We start from the raw sequence: 24,255 nt of genomic DNA, 5'->3' as shown, positions 1-24,255 counted from the left end.
GGCTCAACCCTCTACGCTGAATTTGGCTGTGCCACATCGTTTGATGTGCACCCCATAGTTGCAATACTTCGTTGCTTATTTACCTCCTTTCCCAAAACATCTTGTGATCATTTGATCTAACCTTTCTTACAATTACAACAATATAATACCATTATATTACATATTACCACAATAGCACGCCTCTCGCCCTTATCTTGTTTGAATACCGCTCGTCCTATTTGGTGTCCATTACAAGTTCGTATTGATCAAAAATCCAGCCACTCCTGATCTGTTCGGCAGCCTTCTTGCTAATACGCACAGAAGGTTTTTGCACCTGTAACCCATCTGGTTCGGGTACCGAAAACCACAGCAGTTTTGTTCTGTTTTTAATCTCACTAAGCAGTTCTTCATACAACTTATATGTGAAAGGCCGATGTTCCCGGATATCCTCATAGGTATAATCTGCTCCTTCGTTACCTTCGGCTTGAATTCGGATGTCTTTGGGGAGCGAAATCATAATGCTAGGCAGCTCATCTACAGCCCATTGCTCACGATACGGGAAACTGATGCCTTCATTTCTGACGAAAAACCCAGCCATCCCCTGATCCATAGTAAGTACGATGGAATATACAAAGTGCGGGAAGTAGTCCGGTGCCTTCTCCGTAGCTACATAGTAATCATAAAATTGCTTATATGCCTGAAGCACCTGTTGTTTGTCATACGAGGTCTGGGCATAGTTCGTTGATACAAACGAAGCTTCTCGATCCTTAAACAGCTCCAGGATCTCGCCCCACTCTTCCGGTGTGATCCAAAACTTGATTTTATAGAATCCGCTATTAGTCAGTCGACTCATGTTCTCCCCGCCCTTTACGTAAGTTAGATTCGTACAGGTAATAATCCATATTTTACTACAAACTCAGATGACATAGATGTCTACAGCAGCGTTCACAACAAAAAAAAACCGAAACGGCCCGCATATGCGAACCGCCCCGGCAATCTTGATCAGATCCAAGTAGGATGTGATGAGTTTACAATTACAGACCTACAATTACTGACTTGATTGTGCTGTCACTTTCCAGCGCACGGATGATAATCGTTACCGCTTCAGCGCGAGTAGATTTGCCGTTAGGCAGAAATTCGGAAGCAGTCAATCCATTAACTAACTTCGCAGAGGAAGCCTGTTCAATAGCGCTAGCTGCCCAGTTATCGGATTTTACATCGCTAAAGCTGATTTTCGTGCCTGTTGCAAGTTTGTTCAGATCCAGTACACGAGCAATGATCGTTACCATCTCGGCACGAGTGATCGTTGCGTTTGGCTTGAAGGAACCATCTGCATATCCGCCGATTACACCTTTATCTGCGAGCGTGCCAATGTATCCAGCCGCCCAGCTTGTGTTTGTATCTTTGAAGCTGTTAGCTGCCTTATTCTCGCCAAGACCAAGTGCACGAGCAATCATCGCTGAGAATTCAGCACGCGTTACAGAAGCGTTGGGTTTGAATGTGCCGTTCTCATATCCGTTGATCACACGTAGTTTCAATGCAGCATTAATATTTTTGTTGGCCCAGTGTGTGGAGATATCACTCATCGCCAGCTGTTCATTTTTTGTAGCTTCAATTGCTGCATTTACGTTTTTCAATACACTATCCTGGCTTACAACATCTGATTTAAACGGATTCGTCGTTACGCCACCCGGATTTGTAGTATCCTTAACAGCAAGGACAACACGGTCATTCTGATACATAACCTCCGTTGTATATTGGCTTGGCAGACCTTTCACATCCACCGAGGCAAATTTACCATTCAGTTTGTTCGCACCGAAGCTGATCAATGTGAGGTTGCCTTGAGCCGGTACATAGTTGTTGTCAAAATTCACTTGCAGCTTACCGTTCGCATTAACGGCACCTTTAACATCCAATACATCACTCGCGCTGCTCACATTAAGTTCCAGTGTTCCGCTTGATGCTTGTGTGAAGTCACCTTTAATGTTCCATTTTCCCTCTACTTTTTCTGCAACCGTACCGCCATTATTCACGACAGAACCCGCGCCAAATGCATTGGCTGAATCACTTTCCAACGTACCGGCTTTTACTTCAGTACCACCGGAATACGTATTATTACCTTGCAGATGAAGCATTCCGCTACCTTCTTTGGTTAGCTTGCCTGTACCGGAGATGTCATTGCGCCATACGTCTTTTGCATTAAATCCACCTTTAGCTGCATCCATAACTACCGTTACATCGGTGTTAAACGCGCCATATCCGTCAGCTGCGGCAAACAGGTTCAGACGTCCCCAACCTTCCGGATCATCCAGTACCGGATACCCTGATGCGATACCTGTTGTGGACAGCACCGCGCGGCGTTGTTGATCATTCAGGTAAGGCTGTCTTGTTTCAAGCAATACTTCCGCACCTTTAGGTACTTGTACTGCCTCTGTTGTGGAGCCGATTTGCGGGAATCCATATGTCATGCGCTCTGTGAATTCGGATTTGTTACGAGCGTAATCTGTAAAGTGGTCTTTACTAGTGCCTGTCTCTTTCAAAAGAATTTCATGTGCTTGAGCATACGCTTGCTCTTTCAACTCTTTATTATCCGGATCATTCAGTGCAGATGCTGCGAATGCCGTTGCCAGCACACGACCGCCCATAACATCCAGCGGGGAGTGCATACCAGCTACAATTCGGTCATCACCCATTTCAGAAGCACGAGTCATAAGCTCCTGGTAACGTTCAGGTACAGCGTAAGCAAGAGCAATAGCCGCAAGGTAGGACGCATTCGTGTGACCGCTTGGGAAACCACCATCCGTCTCCGGTTTGCTGCTCTGCACAGCAACCAGAGAAGGTACGATCAGTTGTTCACCCTGCCAGCGGAACGGGCGTTTATATTGGTAGAACATTTTCGCCTGTTGTGTTGAAGCATAATCACCGCGAACTTTACCGATCAGGTCCACCATTTTCCCCAACTCGGAATTAGAATCGCCTGCTTTGTTTGAATCATTTTTATCCGAATACTTGGTTGTCGCTGCATCTGCAGGAATACTTGTAATGGAAGTGAATGTGCCTGACTTCTCACGATACACACCGGCCAATTTCCCCAGACCCTCTACTGCGCCATAGGATTGATTCGTACGGTCTGTATAGTACGCAGCATCTTCGTCTGCTTTGGAACGTGTTTTAGCACGTTGTGCCACATAATCAATGTTGTAGTCCAGTACGGCGCTGTTCAGCTTCGTACCATTATCCCACGCACTTCCTGGTGTCCACAGATCGAGGAATTTGGATAACGTGCCAATCGCCGGATTGCTGTCTACCGTCATTTTATCCGGTTTGTTATTTTTGTACGTGTCTACGAAGTAACCCCATGCTGGTTGTTTCGGTAAAGCCACGGTATCATTATTCTGTGCTGCGAGTGCAGCGCCTGGTGCAATAGAACTTGTTAGAACGACCAAACCTAGAGCAGCAGTGAACAATCTTTTCTTGTTTTTGTTTGTAGCAACTTTTGTTTTCAAATCATGTCGACTCCCATCGTTTAATAGTTGGTCTCGTTTCGGTCTCAAATGTAGCATTGTAGCCGTAAAACCAGCAATAAAACAATTTCGTCATTGTATCAATTTCGACGCAATATCATAAATCCTCAACATTTTACATGAAGTTAATATAAATCGTGAACCTTACTGAATTCGGGTAGTGTATAATTTGGGCCGGGAGGAATGTTTGATGAAAAAGTGGAGCTCTGCATGGGCCGGACTAGCCCTTTCCTATGGTTCAATCGTCATCGTCATTGTGCTGTTAATCTGCTCATTTTTCTATATCTATTTCTCGCGCAGTTACAATGAAGAATTAAGAAATAAGAATCAGCTGATTCTTGAAAATACAGCACGTACCATTGAAGGAACCGTACTCAAACGAGTGCAGCAGATGTATGTTGATCTATCGCTTGATAAATCAGCGAACATTCGTCTATTTGCGGATCAGGAGGATCGAAACGGACTGAATCAGGTGGTAGACCTGCAAGAGTTGCTCCAAGCCAAGGTTGCTGCCAATACCGATATCGTACAAGGTATTCATCTCTATTATCCTGCACGGAATATTATGCTCTCCTCCCTCTATGGACTGCGCTACAAAGCAGATCAGAGCGAAGGCTCCGTGTATTATGCAGACTGGCTTCAGGAGATGCGTACCAGCAAACATAACAGCATGTGGACGCCAGCACGTCATATTCCCAAGGACATTTTCTCCAGTCAGACAAGCGAGAAGACCAATGGTTTGTTTACGTATGCGCACAGCTATCCTTTCCGTTCAACAGGGGAAACCAGTGATGTGATCATCGCTATTGATGTGAAAGAAGAAGCCGTGAATAACATCATCGAAAGTATGATGCCTTCCCAGTATCAACATACTGTGATCGTCAATGCTGCCGGGAATGCAGTGAGTCAACTGCAAGTACAAAGCTCCGGACAGGCCGATATGTACACGGCAAGTCTGAAAAAGGTTCTTGAGCTAGGCCAGGCCAAAGGCAGCTTCGACGAGAAGATTGGAGATGCACCTTATGTCGTTTCCTATCAGACACTGCCATCCACTCATTGGATGATCTATAGCGCGACGCCATCCAACTACTATTATGAACAGTCCATCATGATCCAGAAGCTTATTCTCGGGATCTGCCTGATTGCACTGTTGATCGGTCTGATCTTATCAGCCGTGCTTGTCCGTGCGAATTATAGTCCGATCAAACGTCTGGTAGGCCGGATTAAGGATCTGTCAGGAACTGCACCAAATCAGGTAACCAATGAATTTCGCCTGATTGATAATGCCTTTCTTCATCTCAAGGAACAAGTGAACAATCTCGAAGAGACGATGATTGCGAACAGCGCGGCCGTGCGGCATAAAGCTGTGCTTAACCTTTTGCAAGGTAACCCGGAACACAGGCCTTGGAAAGAGGAACGTGCCGCTCTAGGTATCGCAAGACCGTATGCTGAATACTGCTGTATGCTGATGAATACCAGGCCTTCACTTGCTGAAAATGACTCTCCCAAACAGCCTGACGCCATCGCCAGACTTATGCATGGGCTGGAATGCTTGTCCCTGCAAGACAGTCGCCTTATTGCAGAAGAGCTGCCGGATAAGAGGCTTGCCGTCATTCTCTGTACCGATGTGGCTTCAGAAGCATTATTGGACAAGTTCTCCCAGCTGCTGCTCGCGGAGACACGGCAGCAACTGCAGCCAGATATTCAGCTGTCTACAGGCTGCTGGGTCAGCGATCTACGAGATATCCATCAGAGCTTCAACGAAGCACAGGTACTGATGAAATATGCTTATTTTTTGCCAGAGTTGCACATTCTGAAAGATCATTCCCTGCTTCAGCGCGAGCACAGCCTGGATGAAATTCCGCAGACCCTGCTTGCCAAGTTCAGAGACAAACTTCAGAGCAGGCAGCTTGATGAAGCCGTGGGTACCATTGAACAGGTGGTTGAACAAATGCAGGAGGGACAGCACCCTGCGGATTATTGCCATTTTATCCTGTCAAATATGGTGTTTATCTACTCCGATGCAGCTAAAAACGTACGTTATAAACACCCGCTGCAGTTCGGGCATCCCGATCTGTATCACGAATATACCAATCTGCATGATATTGTGGCATACCGCAGCTGGCTGGCAGCATCGATCACCACATTTATGGAAGACACCGAGAATCGAAACAGTGACCGTGCTGTCTCAACCATTGAACTGGCGAAACAATATATTGAAGCTAACCTTTCGGATGACCTCTCGCTTGAGGCCGTTGGAAGCAAAGTATTCCTCAGTCCCAAATATTTGAGCAAACTCTTTAAGGAAGAGATGGGTGTCACCTACACTGATTATGTGACATCAAGGCGGATGGAGCAGGCCAAAGTATTGATCGAAAACAACAACATGACGATTGACCGGGTGGCAAGCTCGGTGGGTTACGGCACAACAGCGTATTTCATTAAACGCTTCAAGGAAATCTACGGCTGCACGCCAGGCAATTATGTACGCAGCCTCTCTTCGGCAGCCATGTCAGAGGGCTAATCATGAGGATAAGGAGGATGGGTCGGATGAATATGAAGGAACCGCAGGCGGGATCGAGTGTCGCTTATCGCTATCGGATATTCATGACTACAGCATTGCTGACGGTGCTGGGTGTGATTCTTGGCGGTTGCAGTCTGCTGACCGGGCCCAGTGCCATGGTTGAATCACAGCCAGACGGCACGGCATCCTCTCTTACGGACAAGGCCCAATACCACATCTCGTGGACATTGCATCAGAATCTGCCTGTTCCGCAAGATGCCGAAATGTTGAAGCAGGTGGAGGAACAATTCGGTGTCGATCTGGACATCTGGAATATGGAAAACAATAAATACGAGTCACTTCTCGACATGAAGCTGGCTCAAGGGAACATTCCGGATCTGTTTCGCATCCGGCAGCCGCAGGATCTGTTGAAGTACCAGCAGCAAGGGGTGCTTACCGAGATTCCGGTAGAAATGCTGAACCAATATTCACCGAATCTGATGCGTATCATTCATGAACAAGCCCCGGCCTATGAAAATGCAGGAGTCATCGACGGGAAGTATTACGGCATCCCTGTCATCAATCCAACCAACATCTATCGTACACCGGTGGTATATCGAGAGGATTGGCTGCACAAGCTGGGTTTGCCTGTTCCGCAGACTTTGGCGGAATTCGAGAACATGATATATGCGTTTACCTTTGATGATCCTGACGGCAACGGTATTCAGGATACGTATGGTTTGTCCAGTGAAGGCATGAACGTTGTGTTTGGAGCCTTCGGTCAGATTGTTTTTGCCGATCAGCTATATTTCGGTACGAAGGATGGGAAAAAAGTTGTTGGGGCACTGGAGCCTGAGATGAAAGAGGCACTGACCTATCTGCGTAAATGGTACAAGGACGGTGTGATCGATCCCGAGTTTGTTACTGGCGAGAACAAAGGTGGCTACAAACATCTGTCCCATGCGTTTATTAATGGAAAAATCGGGATGACCTCGATGGGCAACTACTACCACTGGATTCAGGATGGCGATTATGAGGATTGGCGTGTTGAACGTGGCGGGCAAGTTGTACGAAATCCTGTTCAGGCTGCATTTAATGTCAAAGAATTAACGGCCAAGTTCCCCGAAGCTCAGGTCACATTAGGCAAACCCTTCACGGGGCCTCATGGACAACGCGGCTCCAAAGGCAATGACATGTTAATGAGCTTCACAGCCATTGGAGCCGATGCCGTCAAAGAACCCGGCAAGCTGGAAATGATTCTACGCATTTTGGATAAAGTTAGTGCAAGCCCTGATGCAGACCAAGCAGCAAGCATGACCTACGGTGTGCAAAATAAACATTGGGTTTGGACGCCAACCGAGCCCAAGAACATCGTCATTATGCCGCCATATGACACCATGTTCGGATATCAGAATATAATTGGTGCCAACATTGGCATGACCGTTCCGATCAAACAGACGGGAGAACGGGAACAATGGGCAGCCACGCTGCACCTCGACCAGGACGGCATTTATAATGCCCTGGAGGTCGCTACCCCCGCTCTCGCCAAGTATAGTGATTCGTTAATCCGCTTGAAAAACAAAGCCTACATCGCCTTTATTACAGGCGAGCGACCACTCACTGAGTTCGATGAGTTTGTACAGGAGTTCATGTCTGCAGGCGGTGCAGAAGTGGTGAAGGAAGCCAACGCATGGAAGCAGTAGGGAGCGGTGTAGTACGTGGGTGGTGTAGTACGTGAGTGGTGATTGGAGAGAGTTTCCCGCAGGCGTGCCGGAGAACGCCAAGGGAAAGTGACGTAGCAGGATTGAAAGGTGAAAAAATCCATTTCAGTGAGGTTTAAGACACGACCTAGGCAACACGCTCAACTCTAACGATCACCAGTGACCTTATTAGGCTGATTTTCACACCTTTAGAAATCTAACGATCTCCAGCGACGCTATTTCAGCCAAAATGCATCAAAAACGATGATTTTCCACTTAAAAAACGCAAATAGCGTCAACTGTGATCGTTAGATTTTCGAACAAGCTGAAATGCTCCAAATAGCGTTATCTGTGATCGTTAGCCGCTGTGTCATATCGCATGCCCCTCCTTCTTGGCCACCGTCAAATATGCCCAATCTTCTCCACGCTTGATCGGACTGCTTATATCCGTTTGAAACTTGATGACCGCCTCGTCATACTGCTGTTTCTGCACTTCACTTAGACTCGCAACGTATCGCTGCCTCGCCTGTTCAAATTGTTCATCTGTACCGTAGCGATAGTAAAAATAAAGGCTGAGTATTTTGTCTTTCCGCTTTACATGGTTCTTATATTCCTTATATTCCTCATATTCCTTATATTTCTCATGTTCGCTTTCTTCATTTTCCTCATTTGCCTCTATCACACCTTGGGGATCAGACATAAGCTGCTCGATTAACGGTATCTCGTGTTGTGTAATGTACTCCATCATCGATAGAAGGCTATCCTCAAATGCCTCTTTCCCCAATAATTCATACCATTTTAGCTCTGAATGTTGATAGTAACTTTCCGGTAGACCTGTATATGACTTATGCTTGATGTGCGTAACTTTACAGTGCAGCATAACTTCTATACTCGTTCCTGCTGTATTATGTCTATTGGCCTGCAAATAGATGGATATCAACAATTCCTTCGTTTTCATATCGAGCGCTTTGCGGGATTTAACAACCTTGAAGCCAGCAAGTGGCCATAAGTCCTGCAATGATTTTAATGTAAACTCGATCAACTCAGTGGTTGATGATTGCTCGTTAAATGCATACTGGCCAAGAATAGAATCCAGGCTTGTATTTCTGCTCATTGTAGATCACTCCTTTGAGCATTACTTTGAAAAAGAAAGCAACAACCCCTTATAGCCACGCAAAGGTTACTATAAAAATGGAACTCGGCGTCAAATCAGGTCCAGTTAACAGTAGAACGTTAGCACGTGGAACCCGAGGAATGCCATCAATTGCAATTTGATTTTCCACGTTTCATTGGCATGTGTGTCAGATTAAAATGAAACTCTCAATCGATATGTTCCTGTGTATCTTCTGTGTATCTTCTGACTATATTCCTTGTCAGCTGTTATCTTCCAAGCCAAAAAGGAGCAACCTTACGGCTGCTCCTTTTTAGTTAGTCCTGTCGAACATTTCTCAGAATCCAGAAAAATCCCTACATTCTTTCTCTAATTAAACAGCAATTCCTTATTTCCTGTTAGTTCACACAATATTCATTGAATAAAAATTATATGTTAATAGTTATATATTTATGGATATTATTGCTATACAATGGGTTTGTATTCCAAATAGAGAAAGGGAGATTAAGATGAAAAAGAAGATTATGATTGGTCTGTTAACTGCCGTTGCATGCATGACTATGGGTTCAACTTCTTTTGCAGCTATTGCTACTACACCAAACAACAACTCTGCGGAAAGTGTACACGCTACTCCTTTTGCCACTAAATACGTTAAAATTCAACAAATCTTACCCAAGTCTCAATATCCTACTCTAGGGGATATCCCTACAACATTAAACTATGCTGAAAACGACTTGTATGGTGTTTTGCAGTTATTATCAATGGATCGTCAAACTGGCTACACTTGGACAGTTACCTATGGAGGATATATTTCTAATTAATTGTGATTAAACCGGAAAGAGAATACACCAAAGGTAATACTGAAAGGTGTATTCTCTTTCTTAATGAATTACAACAAATAATTGTTGATATATCCATAATTACATATAACTCTAGTCGTGTTCCCACTTATCCAGCTTGATCACAATACTCCGCTCCAACTCATCCCACACTGCTCAGGCCAGATATTCCGCCATAATCTCCTCCATATCATACGGTGTCACACCTTCATCAACCGCATAGATCGTATCGGCCTGCTCCTTCGCATCCACCAATTCACCTCTCGCTGTGGCATGCAGCATGAACAAGTCATACAACTGAGGTTTGCGTAATGAAGTCATCGCTTTCCCCATCAGCACGATGCCTCCCCGATTGCCTTCCACATTGTTGTAATAGTCCGGATACCTTGTCAGCGCCAGATCCGTCCAGATGATTGTACGATCGACCAGATCCAGAATGACGGGAATGGTGATCTGCGTATCAGCCGTAATATCAATCTTGTTCTCCACCGTGGATGGTTCATAGATTTCGCCTGAACCGGGCTTCTTACGCATCATCCAACCTGCAAAACATTCCGGCAAATTACAGTACGGATGGCTGGTGAAGGAGTGCAGTGTCGTCACCACATACCGTCCGCCATAATTCACAATCGAAGGGATATGCAGATCAATAAACTCACTCGCCCCATAAGGTGCAGTCACAATATCCCCGCTGTGGACAGCCTTATATTTAACAGACTTCAGATTCGTATATGAGATATGTTCAACATAGTTCCAGTCTTTGTCATACATGACCGCAGACAGGTCAATATCTACACGCCCTGTAGGCGTGCCATCTACCTCGCCCTCTTTCCACCAGCTGAAGAAACGAATCGTGTCACCCTCTCCCATCGGGATACGGCTTCCTCTCACAATCGTTCGTAAGGCTTTGCTCGCGGAACGCTGTGAAAAAGGCACCAGATAATGCTGCAGCCGCTCATCAACATACGTCTTCCCGAGCGAAGGGAATTCAGCGAATCTTGTGATCAGGGCCTGCTCGCATAATTGCACCACTTCCTGACAGACAGCTTCGTCAAGCTCCGGTAGCTCATTCGGGATACCAACCGCCTTGGCGACATTGCCTTTCGGAAAAAATACCCGCATTTTTGACGCTTCATTCCGCTGTGCAAAATGCTGCCTCACCTGCAATAACACCGGCGTGGACACCTGTGCAGTGACCTCTCCAAAAGCAAGCAGCACATATTCTTCATTGTCTGTAATGCGCAGCATATGATCCAGCTTCCGCGCGAATTCACCTGGACGCTGGGACAACAAGTCGATCAGGCTCCAGATATTGCGATACTGGAATGCCAACTCCACGCTGCCGTTAAATGTTGAGAACGGCTTGTTGTTTCGCAGGATATCAAAGGCTTCCTGGCTCCGCGGATACCGAAGCTTGTATTCGGAGGGGTGAAGAATTTCCCCCAGCCGAATCCAGCGATCCTTGTAGCGCAGCATATCCTCCGTGATGGAGCCGCATTTCTCCAGCAAGCTAAGGAGCAGGCGGCGCTCACGACGTTTGAATTTACGAAAAGGCGTGGCGGTTGCCAGACTGACGTCCCCTTCTGACCAGGATACTGCCAGTCGGAGCACATCGCTTGCCGTTTTAAAATAAGACCCGATACGTTCCATGTTTGCCAGTTCATATTTTAATAGCACCGCAACGACGAATCCTACATTCTCCTTAAACGGAATCTCCTCCGGCAACAAGGTCCCGACCTCACTCGGATCAGCGTGTTTCAACGCTAGTTTGATATCTTTCTTGTCAGTATCCGAGATGGAACCCTTCGCTTCGATTAACTGACGGATCAGCTTCAGGAACGCTTGCTTGCTCCCCAGATCAATGATTCTCAGCTTCGTTTGCTCCAGGGAAGGAGACCGCGCCCCAGCAGCCATAGCCGAAGGCTCGAAATCGTCGAGCGTAAGATGCGTCAGGTAATGAAACACAGCATTCAAGTAAAGCTCCGCTTCGTCTGCTTCCATCACCTGCTCCGGGAATCCCGCATACATCGGTTTGTACTTCACATGAGCACCGACCATCACTTTCAGGTCTTTGACCAGCTGCCCAATCAACGCTGTAAATTGTTCTTCGGACAGTGTCCGCAGTGCCTGCATCAGCTCAGTGGAGAAAGTGAACCCGAGAGATTCTATATTTTTGAGTGCTGTCGCCAGAACTTTTTTGGGCAATGGATGCTGCCGCTGTTCGCTCGGTTGAATCATAAGTTTGCCGGCTCTGCGCACATAGATACTGTTCATTTTTATATTGCTGTAATCTACATGATTATCGACATTTACTTTCCAATTGTCAGTGTTACTATTACTGTTATGGATATTGTCGTTATATTTATTGTTCATGATCAAAGAGTCCAGGAAAGCCATATCCCTATATAACATTTGGTGGTTAGCTTTAGAAGGAAGGAATATGATAGCCTGGACGCCTCCTCTCTGATTTGAAATCTTCAGGAGAGCGGCGACCCTAGTATTCTCCAATGATGTAGAAGGAAGGACCGCCATAGCCTGAAGGCCAAGAGCTCGAAGTTCCGAAGTTCGTCACCCGAACCTTTGGTGAACTCATCATCTCAGATTTTGGCATCCATGAGCAGGGCGAAAGTATTACGACATAATTTTTGGGTGCTTTCTTGAGAAATGTCCATGAGGAACGATCAGAGGATACAAACCAGAGAGCACAGTGAAGATCGAGACAGAAGTGCAGGAAATCCAAACGTATTTTTGAAATGAGGGTGCCTAAGAAAATGAAATTACAAACGTTATATAACGATTACATTCGTCTTGCAGTTTCATCATCAGCAAAATGTTCACAGACACCACCTTTCTTCAGAAGATGATGCGACAGCACCAGATTGATCTGAACCAGTACCCGGAAGTGACCCGGTTCTTTAATAATGAGGCTAAACTATGGTATTTGTAGTACCCATACAATAAGTAACAAATGTTACTTATATAGAAAACAGCCTCATCCATGAGGCTGCAGAAGGTAAGACATATCCATTTTTTTCTTACTCTATCTATCCAATAAACAGACATTCACATGTTTCTGAGCTTCCATTCCTGATACCATGACTCCACTTCGAGACCCGGACGTATGCCTGCCTCTTGTTGTAATGCGGCTGCCAGCTGATTATATTGAGCAACCACCGGGTCTTTATTGCCTAATCGATCATACAGCTTCATCAAAGAAAGACTGACTTCCTCCATCATCGGATCAAACTGCTGCAATTGATGATATAATACCAGCGCTTCATTGGGATGTCCTGATTCAATATAATATTGGGTAAGCTTCAACGCATGATTCTGCCAGAGCGCATGCAACCGCTGACGTTCCAACTCCGCCCATGCATAATCATCCTCACCAAAATATTTGCCTTCATATTGATTCGAAACATATCGATGATCAGCAAGTGTAGACGGTGATAATGAAGGTAATCGGTTAAGACGGCTCTCCCACTCCTCCGCATCAACCCTGAACTCACCCGTTTCCAAAATATATCCGAATTGTTGATAGCGCACCGAAATCCGGTCTTCGCCCATGAATTCGTTCAGCATGCCGCGTAAGCGATGAATGCCACTGTGCAGGTTCGTTATACCTCTTCTCTCATCCAATTCCGGCCATAACAGTTCAAGCAGGGTGTCACGTTTGATCGGTTTATTGCGATGATGGAGCAAATATGCGAATAACTCTCTGATTTTGGTCGTTCTGAACTTGAGGTGTTTAGGTGGATCATACGGATGCAGCTGCACCTGAAGCATTCCCATACAGCGAATTAACATTCCACGCTCTTCCGGGTCTTCGATCATATCCAAGTGTGCCGGCACGGCTCTGCGTTGATACATTTTCATCGTTTTATCCAGCCGATTCCGCGTTACAGGCTTCATAATATAATCCAGCACTTCAAGCCCATAAGCCGTCAGTGCGTGTTCGTTATATGCGGTTGTGAAAATAACTTCCGTTCTGGGGGAAACCTCATGGATTCGTTCGGTTGCTTCGATTCCATTCATCCCCGGCATTTCAATGTCCATAAAAACGAGGTCAGGCTGTTGATGCTTGATTTGCTCTATAGCTTCTTCTGCCTTCAAGAAAGAACCGATGATCTCGCAATCTTCTCTCTCTAACAACAATTTATTCAACCTGCTCAGAGCGAGATTTTCATCATCTACCAAAATCACTCTCATATGCACGCTCCTCCGACTCGCTTGATCATCCTTTAATCTATAATTTTACCATAAACTTTAGATTGTGAACGCTATCAATTTAACATAACCGTCTATAACTCTGTCCAAAAATTCTCCTGTTTGGATTTGGGTGCAGGAGTTAGGCATATTATGTCGAAAATTAGAATCTGCCATGAAACCAATAACTAATGTGAAAATACCTAGATATGCCGTGTTGTCGCTTCTATTTTTGACTATTCTACTTGGATTCCGCTGGGTGTGGTCTACCACTTTTGCTATCCCCGATCATCCCAAACCCGTTCAAGGTGTGCTGGATCTTCGAGGCTGGAACATTGCCGATGCTTCACCTATTTCCCTTGATGGAGAGTGGGGATTCAAACCTCATGCATTGATCTCTGGCGGAGAGGATCGGGATACGGATTCGGATACGTCGCCCACATGGGTTCAGGTCCCCGGTGACTGGCGCAAAGCGTTGCCACAAACCACATCGTCTTTCGGATATGGGACATATCAGCTTCGTATCCTGCTGGACCCATCCGTGAAAGAAATCTCTCTCTGGGCTCAGAAAATTCAGACTTCATCTCTCATCGAGATCAACGGAACAGTCGTCGCCAAGTTCGGTCGACCCGCCAATGATGCCGAAAACTATCAACCGGAAAGGACTGCATTTGTAACTACCTATGCCCCAGGCGAGTCGAGTGAACTTACTCTACTTGTACAGGCTGCCAATTTTGATGACCCGTTCAGCGGAGGAATCACACGTTCTCTGTACTTTGGTTCTCCTGCAGCCATCGGGAGTGAACGAGGTTTATCGATTGATTTGCAGAAAATAACGTTTGCCGTACTACTTCTTCACAGCCTATATGCCTTTGTGATGTTTCTGTTTATCCGGAAGCAGCGAGCGCTGCTCACCTTCACTTTGTTAATACTGGCAACAGCCTTAACGGTTGTATCTGACCATGACGGTCTGTTATTAAGCTGGCTCTCGCTAAACTTCACTTGGATGGTTAAAGCCAAGGCAATTTCATATGCCTCATTTGCGCTTTTCCTTCTCATGCTAGCCAGGAGCTTTGCGAATCCCGTTCATGGGCGAAAACTCTTTCTTGCTTATGCCAGCGTTGTAGGAGGATATCTATTATTTTTGCTAATTGCTCCTGTAACGCTTGTGTACCGTGCACTACATACTCAGATCCCTGATTTCCTGTATTTGTTCGCCATTGGCTGGTCTGTGTTCCTGTTCTTCAAAATGGCTGCAGCCAAACAAAGTGACGCAAGTTTCCTGCTCTTTGCAGCCATGAGCAGCTTGTCCAGCGTTCTCTGGGGTATCGTGAATTCACACAATGAAATAACTAATGTGTACTACCCAATTGATGTTATTGCAGCTATATTTGGCTTTGCTGCCTACTGGTTCAGGAAATATTTTCGTAACTCCACGGAGATTGAACAACTGTATGAACAACTCAAAGAGGAGGACCGGCAGAAAGACCAGTTTCTGGTGAACACAGCTCATGAACTGCGGACTCCCCTGCATGGAATCATCAACATTGCTGAAAGTATTGCGGTACGTGAACAGCGTCAATCCGGGGGACAGCATACGGAAGACATGAAGCTACTCGTGAACATCGGAAGACAGATGTCCCAATTGATTGATGACCTGCTGGATGTCATTCGTCTGAGGGAAAAACGCATCATACTGCAGAAAAAACCGCTATCCCTCGCCTCGGTCATATCTGGCGTCATTGGTATGTTCCGATTCATGGCTGAAGGCAAACGAGTCCAGATCATCGTGGATACTCCCGAAGGATTACCGCTTATCCACGCGGATGAGAGGCGACTTGTTCAGATCCTGTACAATCTGCTGCATAACGCGCTCAAATTCACAGATGAGGGTACCATTACGGTATCGGTTAGAGCCGATGAACACAGTGTGATCATGCAAGTTTCGGATACAGGTACCGGGATCAGCGAGGAATTACAAGCCCGTATATTTGACGCGTATGAACAGGGTTCTGCTCAGGCACGTTTGAGTGGAGGGATCGGACTCGGTCTAAATATTAGCAAGCAGCTCACAGAGCTTCATGGTGGTGAACTCACCGTGAAATCGGTAGTTGGACAAGGTTCTATTTTTCAAGTCTCGCTACCCCGAGGAGACACAGCTGCCTTAACCGATCTGACGGATCAGACGGAGCAACCGCGATGGGGTGCCCCATATGATGAGGAAACTGCTGCGAGTGCAAGTGAAGAGCAGTTTCCTGTGCATCCCGTTATGCCTGGGAAGACGACTGCCCGCATCCTCGCTGTCGATGATGATCCGGTAAACTTACGCGTGCTGATCTCGATGCTGTCCAATGAACCATATGATATACAACCCGCAACTTCAGCGTTAGAAGCGCTTGAACTATTAAATACACAGTCATGGGATTTATTAATCGCGGATGTGATGATGCCTCATATGTCGGGTTATGAACTGACAGAAAATGTACGTAAGCGTTACTCCGTATCTGAGCTACCCATTCTGTTGTTAACCGCCCGCAACGAGCCGGCTGATGTCTATGCCGGGTTCATGGCGGGTGCTACCGATTATGTGACGAAGCCCGTCGATGCCGTGGAGTTAAGACACCGCATTGGTTCATTAATTGTGTTGAAACAGTCAATCGATGAGAGACTGCGCATGGAAGCCGCGTATTTGCAAGCTCAGATCCAGCCTCACTTCCTGTTTAACACACTTAATTCCATTATGATGCTCAGTGAGATTGATACGGATCGGATGCAGCGTCTGGGGGATGCTTTTATCGAGTATCTGCAAACGAGTTTTCATTTTGTGAATTCGGAGAAAATGGTGGAGATCACCCACGAGATAGAGCTTTCCCAAGCCTACCTCTACATTGAGAAGGAACGATTCGGGGATCGGCTCAACGTGGTCTGGGACATGCCGCAAGACATCGATGTCATACTGCCTCCGCTAACCATACAGCCGTTGATTGAAAATGCTGTCCGCCATGGCGTTCTCAGCCAAGTCGAAGGAGGCACGGTATGGATTCGCATCATCACTCAAGACACTGGCACGCTGATCGAGATTGAAGATAACGGCTCAGGCATGCGACCGGAACAGATTGAACGTGCTTTGGCATGGCCTAAACCAAGTCCGTTAGAACCTGGAGGCATTGGTTTAACCAACACCCATCGGCGCTTGAATCAGCTCTATGGGCAAGGTTTGACGATCGTCAGCTCTCCGGGGCAAGGGACGAAGGTTTCCTTTTATATTCCTGACCCACCCGACGTAGATTAAGACGTAGATTAATATGAAATAGTCGTCAGAATAAACCATAAAAAGCTGAGCCTGGACTTGATCCCGGCTCAGCTTTGTTTACTGTTTACTTACGTTTCTCGCATCATGATACGATCCATTAATTCAATTTACACATGCAATGCTTGCTTCTCATCCGACAATCCCAGCGATTTTGCTGTAGACAGGTTCACCTCACGCAACAGATCGAGGTTGTCCGCGAGCGATATGCCATAAGACGGAATCATTTCTTTGATCTTTGGCTCCCATGCTTCCATATTCTGCGGGAAGCAGCGCTGCAGAATCTCCAACATGACTTGAACCGCTGTTGAAGCACCAGGGGATGCGCCTAGCAGTGCCGCAATGGAGCCATCCGCCGCAGTCACGACTTCGGTTCCGAATTGCAACGTGCCCTTGCCACCCTGAACAGTGTCTTTGATCACCTGCACACGTTGACCTGCCAGCACCATATCCCAATCCTCACTCTTGGCACTTGGCACGAAATCACGCAGTTCCTTCATGCGTTGTTCCTTCGTTAACATGAGCTGTTGAATGAGATATTTGGTGAGCGAGAGTTCCTTCACCCCAGCCGCAAGCATCGTTAACAGGTTATGCAGCTTCACCGATGCGATGAGGTCTGCGTTCGATCCGGTCTTCAGGAACTTCGGTGAGAAACCGGCAAATGGACCAAACAGCAGTGACTTCTGGTTGTCGATGTAACGTGTATCCAGATGCGGCACCGACATCGGAGGAGCACCTACTGAAGCTTTGCCGTATACTTTGGCGTGATGCTGCTCCACCACCTCCGGATTCTGGCACACCATGAAGATACCACTTACCGGGAATCCCCCGATATGTTTACCTTCCGGAATACCGGTCTTCTGGAGCAAATGTAGACTTCCGCCGCCCGCACCAATGAAGACGAACTTCGCCCGATGGCGTTCAACGGCTCCACTCGTCAGATTTTTCACGGTCAGTTCCCATGATTTGTCGCTCTTGCGTTTGATATTCTTCACGCTATGTTTATAGTGGACTTCCACTTTTTGTTCTTGCAGATGTTTGATCAGCATACGCGTTAAAGCACCAAAGTTAACGTCCGTACCGGAGTCAATCTTGGTCGCTGCAACCGGCTCACTGCTTGTACGGTCTTTCATCATCAGCGGCATCCACTTCGCCAGCTCCTCCCGGTTGTCCGAGAAATCCATGCCTGCGAACAGCGGGTGGCTCGATAACGTGTCATATCGTCTTTTCAGAAACTGCACATTGCTCTCTCCGTGCACGTAACTGAGGTGAGGAATCGGCATAATGAAGTCCCTCGGATTACGAATCAGACGACTATTCACCAGATAGGACCAAAATTGCTTGGAAACCTGGAATTGCTCATTCACCTTAATGGCTTTACTAATATCTACGGTTTTGTCTGGTCGTTCAACAGTATAGTTAAGTTCGCACAGCGCGGCATGCCCTGTTCCAGCATTGTTCCACTCATTCGAGCTTTCTTCTCCTGCGGTGGCAAGCTTCTCAAAAACCTTAATATTCCAGTCTGGTGCCAATTCTTTCAGCAAAGTTCCCAAAGTTGCACTCATAATTCCGGCACCGATCAAGATTACATCTGTACTCGTTTGTCCCTGGCTCATGTTTACCGTCCTTATACCCTATATTTGCCAAAAGGATGTAAGCGTTATCGATTTGGCATTGGCTGCAAGCCCACTCTTCGAGGGTTCACGCCTTGTCTGAATGAATATAACCTTGAACTAGTGTATCAATAATATGGAGCAATTTAAATATGCAATTTCAAGATATTAGCTATTCCCTCAGTATACGCTAGTTTGTCACGGTTCGTTAGCCCGGTTATAGGCCTGAAAGATTTATTTGTTCAAAGCAAAGAAGGAACTCCGCGATTGTTGGCAAAAGACCCGGTTCATCAGCCTATGATTATCTGTGTAAAAGGGTGCATAAAGAGCCGTATGCATGGTAACCCTCGCATAACGGCTCTTATTATAGAAAGAAGTCAGTTCACATGCTCATACACGCTGTGTTCTCAGAATATCGAAATCAGTTCCTTCGTATACGGATGGCGTTCTTCGGAGAATAACGTATCCGCGCCAAACCGGTCTACGATTTGTCCAGACTGCATGACGATAATCCGCTGGCTCATCCGGTGCACTGCCGCCAGATCATGCGAGATGAACAGATAGGATAAGCCCAGCGATGTCCTTAAATCAGTGAGCAGTTGAAGGACAGCTCCTTGCGAAATGACGTCCAGACTGGCGGTGGGCTCATCCAGCACAACAACATCCGGCTCAATGCCGATGGCTCGGGCAATGGTCACGCGCTGCCTTTGACCGCCACTTAACTCATGTGGGTAGCGATTCGCCAGTTCACTCGGAAGTTCTACCGCCTCCAGTAGCTGACGGATGTAGGCTTCTTTCGATGTATAGGTGAAGTGTACGAGTTTGGCATCCCGGCCTAGCTGCTCATAGGGGTCGATCAAGGATGCGCCGACCGTCAGCTTCGGATTGAGCGCAGCCGAAGGATTCTGGAATACGATCTGAATCTTGCGACGGTGCGGGCGCAAACGACGTCCATCCAGCCGGGCAATATCCTGCCCGCCAAGCTGGATCGAGCCATGATCCGCGTCCTCGATGCGTAGCAGACAGCGGGCCAGTGTGCTTTTGCCACAGCCACTCTCTCCGACAAGACCCAGGCATTCGCCATGGTTCAGCGTGAACGAGATATCATTGATGGCAGGGTGTTCCGCACCACCATAGGTGCGGGTGAGCTGTTCCACACGTAACACAACTTGGCTCGCTTGGCTTCTCACTCTGCACCCACCTCCTTCAAACCAGACTTCAACTCGCTGCTCAGTATAGGAGCCGCTTCAATTAATTGGCGTGTATATTCATGCTGGGGGTGATCCAGAATCCGGTGTTTACCACCCGATTCCACGACCTGCCCTTCTTTCATAACAGCCAGACGGTTCGCATATCGGCGCACATGTCGCCAATCATGTGTGATAAACAAGATTGCACAGCCCGTCTCCGCCTGCTTGCGTGCAAGCAGTTCCATTACGCGATGCGCAGACATGCTGTCCAGCGCTGTCGTTGCCTCATCAGCAATGAGCAGCCGCGGGGAGAGCATGAGTGATGTCGCGATGGATGCTCGCTGCAACTGACCGCCGCTCAGTTGAAACGGATAGCGGCGAAGCAGCTCGGGGCTGAGTCCAACAGACTCCAACGCTTCTGCGGCACGCTTTTTACGAATGGAAGCAGACTTCTCCCCATGCACCTTCTGATATTCATCAAAGTGCCCGCCAATGCTGCGAAAAGGTGTGAATGCCCCCTGATAGTCCTGAAAAATATATGAAATGTCACGTCCACGTAGTGCACGCATCTCCTTCGGCTTCCGTTTGAGCAGATTGCTACCTTCGAACAGGACGCGTCCTGATGCGCGCAGGTTCGGAGGCAGCAGTTGTCCAATGGCCTGCGAGAGCAGGCTTTTACCACTGCCGCTCTGTCCCACGAGCGCCATGAATTCCCCTTCGCGGACGGCAAGGGACACACGGTCCACTATCGTGTGCTCTCTGCTGAAGATGCTCAGCTCCTCGATGGAGAGAATCATGACTGCACCTCCTTTTTCACATCGAACCGGTCTCTCAGGTAGTCGCCCAGCATATTCGCCAGCAGTACAACCGATACAATAGCGAGACCCGGGAATATCATCAGCTCAGGTCTCGATTGGAAGTATGGACGTGAGTCATTCAGCATCGATCCCCATTCGGGTGTTGGTGGCTGTGCGCCGAGTCCGATGTAGGACAGGGATGAGATCAACAGGATGATTTTCCCGAGATCCAGACTCGCCAGTACCAGCACATGACCTGCAATATGCGGCAGCAGATGTTTGGTCATGATTCGTGCATCGGACAGACCGTTCGTCCGGGCCACACGGATGTAATCCTTTTGCGACTCGGACAGGACTGTGCTTCGAACTAAACGCGCATAACTCACCCATTTCACGATGACAATGGCGAATACCAGATTGCCAATGCCAGCACCAAGCAGACCACTCAGCACAATCGCCACGATGGTGTCGGGGAAAGCTAAAAAAGCATCCGCAATACGCATAAACAGCTTGTCGATCCAGCCCCGTTTGTACCCTGCGATCAGGCCAAACGGAATGCCAATGAGCAATGCTGCGCCTAGCGCAAGCAGGCTGTAACCCAAGGTCTGACCACCGCCGAGAAGCAGACGTGTCAGCACATCGCGACCCAGATGGTCGGTGCCAAGCGGATGAAGCGCACTCATCCCCTGTAACCTGCTGCGCAAGTCAGTGAGGGTGTGATCATGTTTCAAATATAGAAAGGCATAGAGGGAGGCCGCGATAACCAGCAATGCAAACAGCATGCCGATGATGGCCTGCCAGCTGTGCTTTTTTGTTTGGGTTGACGGCATGTGCAGGGACATTATTTTCATCGGTGGGCCTCCCTTTCCTTCAGTTTCATTTCGGGGTTCAGATAACGGTACGACAGATCAACTGCGGTATTCACCAGGAACACAACAACCGCCATGATCAGGATGTACCCTTGAATCAATGGATAGTCGCGCTGGCGAATGGCATCAACAACCAGCTTGCCGATCCCCGGATAAGCAAATAACACTTCAATCACCACAACGCCGCCAATCAGACTGCCCAGACTAACTCCAAATACGGTGATCACTGGAGGCAGACTGTGTCTGAAGGCATGCAGGAAGAAGATACGCCCCTCCGAAAGTCCTCTGGCCCGGGCAGAGCGCACAAACTCCTGACTTAGAGAGTCCAGCAGGCTAGAACGCAAAAGACGCACATAAACGCTGGAGATCGCAAGTCCCAGCGTCAGTGATGGCAGAATAAGTGAAGTGAATCCGTCTCGCCCCATCGTTGGCAGACTGCCAAATTGCACGCCGAACAGGTCAATCAGGATAAGTCCCAGCCAGAAGCTGGGTACAGCTGCGCCCAGGATCGACAAGATGCGGCTACCCTGATCAATCCAGCTACCCCGATAGAGTGCCGACAGGGAGCCCAGCGGGATGGCCACGGTTAGCATGACCAGTAGTGAACCTAGTGTCAGCTCAGCTGTTGCCGGAAGTGCGCGCATCAGTGTCTGCATTACCGGCTGGCCTGTTGAGTAGGACACACCGAAGTCCATCCGCACAAAATCAAGCAGCCAGCGGCCAAACTGCACGGGAAGCGAATCATTAAAGCCCATCTCCTCGCGCAGTGCTTCGACCTGCTCCTTGCTCACCGATAATTCCTCAACATTCAGGATGGTCAGCACCGGATCGCCGGGAGCAAGCCGAATGAACAGGAAACTCACGAACATAATGAAGAGCAGAAATACAAAAACCTCTAGAAACTTGCGAAGCAAAATGCGAAACATTACATCACATCCAGCTTGTTTGTGATCATGTAATATTCACTGCGCGTGGTGATCCAGTTCTTCACCTTTTTGCCGTTGTAGGCCACAATCGTTGCTGGATGCAGTACAAAGGAGTTCAGCACGTTATCGTTTACATAATTGGCTGCTTTCTCTGCCAGCTCCGCGCGTTTCTTCGGTTCCACCGTAAGGTTCAGTTCGTCAATAATTTTGGTCAGTGCCGGGTCTTCCGATCCGCTAAAGTTCAGGGCACCCTTCGGATGGTATGTTGCATTCAGATAATAACCTGCGTCCCCGCGCGGAGCGGTCAGATTACTGTATGTAGCAATATCCCAATCGCGGTTGGAAGCCATGTATTCTTCCGGTGCATCAATCTGACGAATCTGCACATCGATTCCGATCTTCTTCGCATCCGATTGGAAGACCTGTGCAATGAGCGGGAGATCGGCGCGTGATGAATAGGTGAGCAGCGTCAGCTTCAATGGTTTTCCGTCTTTGGTCATCACACCGTTCTGCTGGGTGTAACCAGCTTCGCCTAAATATTTTACAGCCACATCCGAGCCAGTCTCTGTTGTTGCATGTGTGTATTTAGGTGCAAATGGTAGCGATGGCAGGAATGGGCCAATGGCAGGCTCACCGTATCCAAGCAGGATCGTATCAACGATGCCTTTCCGGTCAATCAACGCATCCAGCGCACGGCGGACATTCACATCCTTCATGCTCTCCCGCTGCATATTCATCGTTAACTGATGCACGCGGAATGTGGATGTGGATTCAACTTTCATGCCATCGATGGCTTTGAGGGATTCCAGACTTTCCACTTCCGGACGGTAGACAACATCTACTTGACCAGACTTCAGTGCAAGCGAACGGGCATTAGCATCTTCATTAAACGAAAATGTCACGGAATCCAGCGGCGAAGCCCCGTCCCAATATCCGTCATATCTGCTCAGCTCCAGCTTGCTGCCTGCCGTGAAGGAAGTCAGCTTAAACGGGCCTGTTCCGACAGGCTTGTTCACCATATCCGGCTCACTAACATCAATAATCGCCGTGTTCGGGTTCACCAGCTCCGATGCAAACTCAGGGAACGGTTGGGTGGTTGTAATCTCCAGTTTGTTCCCCTCGGCTTTGATCGTATCCACCTTCAATGTATTCTGGATGGCCACGTTCTCTTTCAGCGACCGCTCCAGGGATGCCTTAACCGCTTCCCCTGTCATCGGTTTGCCGTTCTGGAAGGTCACATTGTCGCGCAATGTAATCGTCCAATGCAGACCATCTTTACTCTCCCAGCTCTCCGCGAGCCACGGTGTAACCGTCAGATTGTCCTCGTCCAGACGCAGCAGCGTTTCCGTAATGCCCGCACGCAGCGGCACATAACTTGAATCCACATGTGGATCAAGGGAACTGGTCGAGAAGTTATATAGGAAGTGAACGTTCTTATTCCCTTGGGTATTGGTATTCCCTTGCGCCGCAGGACTAGATGTAGATGCTCCGCAAGCGGTGAGTAACACAGCCGCACTCAGGGCCAAGGAGATTAGCGTCAGCAAAGGCTTCTTTTTCGTAAACAAGGTCATGCCCCTCTCTCATTTTTATTCGTAGTTGTTAATCGTAATTATTATCATTTAAACAATGAGTATTATCTTATCGTAATGATTACGTTTTGACAAGATATTTTTGGTTTCGTTGGACAC

At 47.6% G+C, this 24,255-nt stretch carries 15 protein-coding genes; 4 read left to right on the top strand and 11 right to left on the bottom strand.

The window, feature by feature from the left end:
* Nucleotides 1-214 precede the first annotated feature (214 nt).
* Complete coding sequence (locus ACR8BL_RS17335) at nucleotides 215-832, bottom strand: hypothetical protein (protein ID WP_434748759.1); 618 nt, start codon at nucleotides 830-832, stop codon at nucleotides 215-217.
* A 181-nt stretch (nucleotides 833-1,013) separates the two neighbouring features.
* Nucleotides 1,014-3,485 (bottom strand): S-layer homology domain-containing protein, encoded by a 2,472-nt coding sequence (locus ACR8BL_RS17330; protein WP_434748758.1) that lies wholly within the window; start codon nucleotides 3,483-3,485, stop codon nucleotides 1,014-1,016.
* Nucleotides 3,486-3,693: 208 nt separating this feature from the next.
* Between ACR8BL_RS17330 and ACR8BL_RS17325 the strand changes: the two genes are divergently transcribed.
* Entirely contained in the window at nucleotides 3,694-6,027 is a 2,334-nt protein-coding gene (locus ACR8BL_RS17325; protein WP_434748757.1) for an AraC family transcriptional regulator, read from the top strand.
* 26 nt (nucleotides 6,028-6,053) lie between these two features.
* Nucleotides 6,054-7,709: an extracellular solute-binding protein gene (locus tag ACR8BL_RS17320; protein WP_434758260.1), complete on the top strand. Its 1,656-nt coding sequence runs from the start codon at nucleotides 6,054-6,056 to the stop codon at nucleotides 7,707-7,709.
* A 367-nt stretch (nucleotides 7,710-8,076) separates the two neighbouring features.
* Here ACR8BL_RS17320 and ACR8BL_RS17315 read toward each other — a convergent pair whose 3' ends face one another.
* Nucleotides 8,077-8,820 carry a hypothetical protein gene (locus tag ACR8BL_RS17315; protein WP_434748754.1) on the bottom strand — a complete coding sequence of 248 codons (744 nt, stop codon included), beginning with the start codon at nucleotides 8,818-8,820 and terminating at the stop codon, nucleotides 8,077-8,079.
* Nucleotides 8,821-9,269: 449 nt separating this feature from the next.
* Here ACR8BL_RS17315 and ACR8BL_RS17310 point away from each other — a divergent pair, with 449 nt between their 5' ends.
* On the top strand, nucleotides 9,270-9,638 hold the full coding sequence (locus ACR8BL_RS17310; protein ID WP_434748753.1) for a hypothetical protein: 369 nt from the start codon (nucleotides 9,270-9,272) through the stop codon (nucleotides 9,636-9,638).
* A 174-nt stretch (nucleotides 9,639-9,812) separates the two neighbouring features.
* On the opposite strand, the gene ACR8BL_RS17305 is transcribed toward ACR8BL_RS17310, so the two are convergent.
* Together ACR8BL_RS17305 and ACR8BL_RS17300 are read right to left on the bottom strand one after the other, a co-directional pair.
* A complete protein-coding gene (locus tag ACR8BL_RS17305) occupies nucleotides 9,813-11,894 on the bottom strand; it encodes a TerD family protein (protein ID WP_434753154.1) in 2,082 nt (693 codons plus the stop codon).
* Nucleotides 11,895-12,719: 825 nt separating this feature from the next.
* Nucleotides 12,720-13,865 (bottom strand): response regulator, encoded by a 1,146-nt coding sequence (locus ACR8BL_RS17300; protein WP_434748752.1) that lies wholly within the window; start codon nucleotides 13,863-13,865, stop codon nucleotides 12,720-12,722.
* 172 nt (nucleotides 13,866-14,037) lie between these two features.
* Here ACR8BL_RS17300 and ACR8BL_RS17295 point away from each other — a divergent pair, with 172 nt between their 5' ends.
* A complete protein-coding gene (locus ACR8BL_RS17295; RefSeq protein ID WP_434748751.1) occupies nucleotides 14,038-17,154 on the top strand; it encodes a hybrid sensor histidine kinase/response regulator in 3,117 nt (1,038 codons plus the stop codon).
* Nucleotides 17,155-17,282: 128 nt separating this feature from the next.
* On the opposite strand, the gene ACR8BL_RS17290 is transcribed toward ACR8BL_RS17295, so the two are convergent.
* The 6 genes from ACR8BL_RS17290 to nikA form a co-directional block, all read right to left on the bottom strand.
* A complete protein-coding gene (locus tag ACR8BL_RS17290; RefSeq protein ID WP_434748750.1) occupies nucleotides 17,283-18,788 on the bottom strand; it encodes a malate:quinone oxidoreductase in 1,506 nt (501 codons plus the stop codon).
* Nucleotides 18,789-19,192: 404 nt separating this feature from the next.
* On the bottom strand, nucleotides 19,193-19,975 hold the full coding sequence (locus tag ACR8BL_RS17285) for an ABC transporter ATP-binding protein (protein WP_434748749.1): 783 nt from the start codon (nucleotides 19,973-19,975) through the stop codon (nucleotides 19,193-19,195).
* On the bottom strand, nucleotides 19,972-20,772 hold the full coding sequence (locus tag ACR8BL_RS17280; RefSeq protein WP_434748748.1) for an ABC transporter ATP-binding protein: 801 nt from the start codon (nucleotides 20,770-20,772) through the stop codon (nucleotides 19,972-19,974). Before ACR8BL_RS17280 ends, ACR8BL_RS17285 begins: the two co-directional genes overlap by 4 nt.
* On the bottom strand, nucleotides 20,769-21,623 hold the full coding sequence (nikC, locus tag ACR8BL_RS17275) for a nickel transporter permease (protein WP_434748747.1): 855 nt from the start codon (nucleotides 21,621-21,623) through the stop codon (nucleotides 20,769-20,771). Before nikC ends, ACR8BL_RS17280 begins: the two co-directional genes overlap by 4 nt.
* Entirely contained in the window at nucleotides 21,620-22,567 is a 948-nt protein-coding gene (gene nikB / locus ACR8BL_RS17270) for a nickel ABC transporter permease (protein WP_434748746.1), read from the bottom strand. The genes nikC and nikB overlap by 4 nt, the downstream gene beginning before the upstream one ends.
* Nucleotides 22,567-24,138, bottom strand: a complete 1,572-nt coding sequence (nikA, locus tag ACR8BL_RS17265) for a nickel ABC transporter substrate-binding protein (RefSeq protein WP_434748745.1) — start codon at nucleotides 24,136-24,138, stop codon at nucleotides 22,567-22,569. The genes nikB and nikA overlap by 1 nt, the downstream gene beginning before the upstream one ends.
* Nucleotides 24,139-24,255: the final 117 nt, after the last annotated feature.

Source organism: Paenibacillus amylolyticus (assembly GCF_051136285.1).
Classification (GTDB): Bacteria; Bacillota; Bacilli; order Paenibacillales; family Paenibacillaceae; genus Paenibacillus; species Paenibacillus amylolyticus_F.
The sequence above is the reverse complement of the archived record's forward strand: the minus strand, read 5'-3'. Positions and strand labels throughout refer to the sequence as shown.